This is a genomic window from Microcoleus sp. S13_C3, assembly GCF_036700905.1.
GTDB lineage: Bacteria > Cyanobacteriota > Cyanobacteriia > Cyanobacteriales > Microcoleaceae > Microcoleus.
Genome location: NZ_JAUBPT010000321.1, coordinates 1 through 2650, shown reverse-complemented (window position 1 = coordinate 2650; position 2650 = coordinate 1). Strand labels below are relative to the sequence as shown.

4 protein-coding genes are annotated in these 2650 nt (G+C 46.6%); 1 reads left to right on the top strand and 3 read right to left on the bottom strand.

From position 1 onward, the window contains the following. Positions 1 to 109: 109 nt before the first annotated feature. Both QUA16_RS36330 and QUA16_RS36325 read right to left on the bottom strand, forming a co-directional pair. On the bottom strand, positions 110 to 262 hold the full coding sequence (locus tag QUA16_RS36330) for a hypothetical protein (protein WP_333109684.1): 153 nt from the start codon (positions 260 to 262) through the stop codon (positions 110 to 112). A 104-nt stretch (positions 263 to 366) separates the two neighbouring features. Beyond that, positions 367 to 1284 carry a carbohydrate ABC transporter permease gene (locus tag QUA16_RS36325; RefSeq protein ID WP_333109683.1) on the bottom strand — a complete coding sequence of 306 codons (918 nt, stop codon included), beginning with the start codon at positions 1282 to 1284 and terminating at the stop codon, positions 367 to 369. A 15-nt stretch (positions 1285 to 1299) separates the two neighbouring features. Between QUA16_RS36325 and rpsF the strand changes: the two genes are divergently transcribed. Then, the gene (gene rpsF, locus QUA16_RS36320) at positions 1300 to 1635 is read left to right on the top strand and encodes a 30S ribosomal protein S6 (protein ID WP_015176119.1); all 336 of its coding nucleotides are present in this window, start codon (positions 1300 to 1302) and stop codon (positions 1633 to 1635) included. Between the two features lie 22 nt (positions 1636 to 1657). Here the strand turns inward: rpsF and QUA16_RS36315 are convergent. After that, positions 1658 to 2650 (bottom strand): transposase (locus QUA16_RS36315; RefSeq protein WP_333109682.1); only part of this gene is annotated, 993 nt, incomplete at its 5' end.

Genomic DNA, 2650 nt, shown 5'->3' with positions numbered 1-2650 from the left:
TATCATTATTATTCAATTATATTTCTACATAAAGGGGTATTGACAAAATCTACTCCGTTCTAACTTGTTACCAATGGTCGCTGACAATTACCACACTTTGTTTGATTCCTCAAAATTCCGAAGAGTCGATATCTCTTTCGCCAGCTAGGTGCGATCGCAATTTTTGCCAGTCTTGGGCATCGATCGCATTTGCAAAAGCGATAATAGTATCTACAACCCCAGCGCGGTATACAATCCAGCGGATGTCCGGTAGTTCGTACATAGCAAATAAATTTTGTGAGTTGTATCGCAGAAGGAATAAATACTAATTTTGGACTTCCAATCCCCATGCCCCATGCCCCATGCCCCATGCCCCATGCCCTCATTCTATCCTTTGACTCCCGCAGAAGTTTCTGTTGGCACAATGTATTTTTGCAAAAGCAAAAATAGTCCCAAAACTGGAACAATAGAAATAATAGAACCCGCCGCAACTAAACGCCAATCTAAAGAAAATGTCCCGGCTAAATTGGCTACCCCTAAAGGTAAAGTGTAATATTCCGGTCTGTCTAAAACTAGCAGCGGCCACAGAAAGTCGCTCCAAGAACCGATAAATACGAAAATTCCTAGGGTGACTAAAGCTGGCTTAATTGCCGGAATCATGACGTGCCACCAAATGCCTAATTCGCAGCAGCCGTCGATGCGGGCTGCTTCTTCTAGTTCTTTGGGAACTGCTAGGAATGCTTGTCGTAATAAAAATATGCCGAAGGCTGAGGCTAGTCCGGGAAAGATTACGCCTAAATAACTATTTTTTAGTCCGAGTTGTACTGTCAATATGTATAGGGGAATCATGACTATTTGGAAGGGAATCATGATTGTGGAAACGATCGTGATTAAGATGGCTTCGCGGCCGCGAAATTTGAGTCGGGCTAAGGGGTAAGCGGCGAGGGCGCAAAAGAAAACGTTGATGCTAACTGTGAGGCCGGCAATTAGGGTGCTGTTGAACAGGTAGCGGCCGAAGGGGTTGGTTTGCCAAACTTTGATGAAGTTTTCGAGGGTTGGCTGTTGTGGCCACAGTTGCGGGGGAAATTGAAAGATGTTTTCGTTGGGGGATTTGAGGGAGGTACTGAGCAGCCACAGCAAGGGAAACAGCATTAAAAGTGCGATCGCGCTCATGATGCTGTACTTCCACAGGGTACTCCACGGCGAGGGAGTGTTGTTTGGGGAATTTGGTTTTTTAGTTTTGAGATTGTTCATGGTTGGGATATGATAATAAGTCCTTGCTTCGTGAGAAGCCTTGTTGTCCATAAGGGGATTATTGCCATGAAACCGTTTATTTACGAAACTATGTACATTCTGCGCCCTGATTTGGGTGAGGAAATGACAGACCAGGCGATCGCTAAATATCAAACTATTTTGCGCGATCAAGGTGCTGAAAACATCGAAACTCAGCACCGTGGCAAGCGCCGTTTGGCTTACGAAATCGGCAAGCACCGGGACGGAGTATACGTTCAAATGAACTATACAGCTCCGGGCGCTGCAATTTTTACCCTGGAACGCGCGATGCGTCTGAGCGAAGAAGTGATTCGCTATTTGACGATCAAGCAAGATGTGCCAGATGCACCTGAAGCGGAAGCGGAAGCTGAAGTCGCCGAGTAGCATTCGTTTGACACTCCCATGTCTAAAGGCGATGGGATTTTTCGTTCATAGACCCAACTTGCTCTGACTGGATTGCTCCAACCAGAGTAGAGGTCGAATCTCCCGAAGCGTTCGGGTCAAAGACCCAAGTTCCCGTGTGCCCCACGGTACTCAAGGCTAATTTCAGGATGTTGATAGCGGCGTTCCAGTCTCTGTCTAGAACGAATCCACATCCACAGACATGAGTTCTCATAGACAGAGACTTTTTGACTGTTGCACCGCAGTTAGAACATTGCTGGGAAGTGTAGGCAGGATTGACCGCTACGGTTATCTTGCCAAACTTTACCCCTCCATACTCTAGCCACTTCCTGAATTGATACCAACCCGCATCATTAATCGACTTAGCGAGACAGTGATTCTTGACTAAGTTCTTAATCCCCAAATTTTCATAAGCGACCAAATCGTTAGATTGGATTACGCAACGCGCCAGTCTCTTGGCGTGTTCTTCACGCTGCCTACTTATTTTGAGGTGTACTCGTCCTAGTCGATTAATGGCTTTCTTGCGGTTGGCAGAGCCTTTTTTCTTGCCAGAAACACGCCGTTGTCGAAACTTTAGACGTTTTTCTCCGATTCGATAAAACTTAGGGTTGGGTTCGGTGTGACCGTTGGAGTCTGTATAGAACTCTTTGAGTCCCACATCTAAGCCAACTGTTTTACCTGTGGGTTCAGACTCCACCTTGTTATCAGCACTGATTAGGAACTGAACGTAGTAGCCATCGGCACGACGCACTAACCTAACCCGTTTTATCTGGTCTAATTGGTAGAAGTTTAAGTCCCATGTACCTTTTAGTTTGAGCTTGCCGATTCCCTTTTTATCGGTGAAGGTTATCTGCTTGCGAGTCTCGGAAAGCTTCCAACCACTTGTCTTGTCGGGTAAGGAAGGGAACGTCGCCGTTCCTTCCTCGTCGGGTAAGGTTCGAGCGTCGCCGCTCTCCCCTCCCCTGAGAACGCAGCATGAGAGTTTCCAACTCACTGC

What these genes read in the sequence shown, in the direction of transcription:
- QUA16_RS36330 (WP_333109684.1), bottom strand. Translation starts at nt 262, where the DNA reads ATGTACGAACTACCGGACATCCGCTGGATTGTATACCGCGCTGGGGTT.
- QUA16_RS36325 (WP_333109683.1), bottom strand. Translation starts at nt 1,284, where the DNA reads ATGGACAACAAGGCTTCTCACGAAGCAAGGACTTATTATCATATCCCA.
- rpsF (WP_015176119.1), top strand. Translation starts at nt 1,300, where the DNA reads ATGAAACCGTTTATTTACGAAACTATGTACATTCTGCGCCCTGATTTG.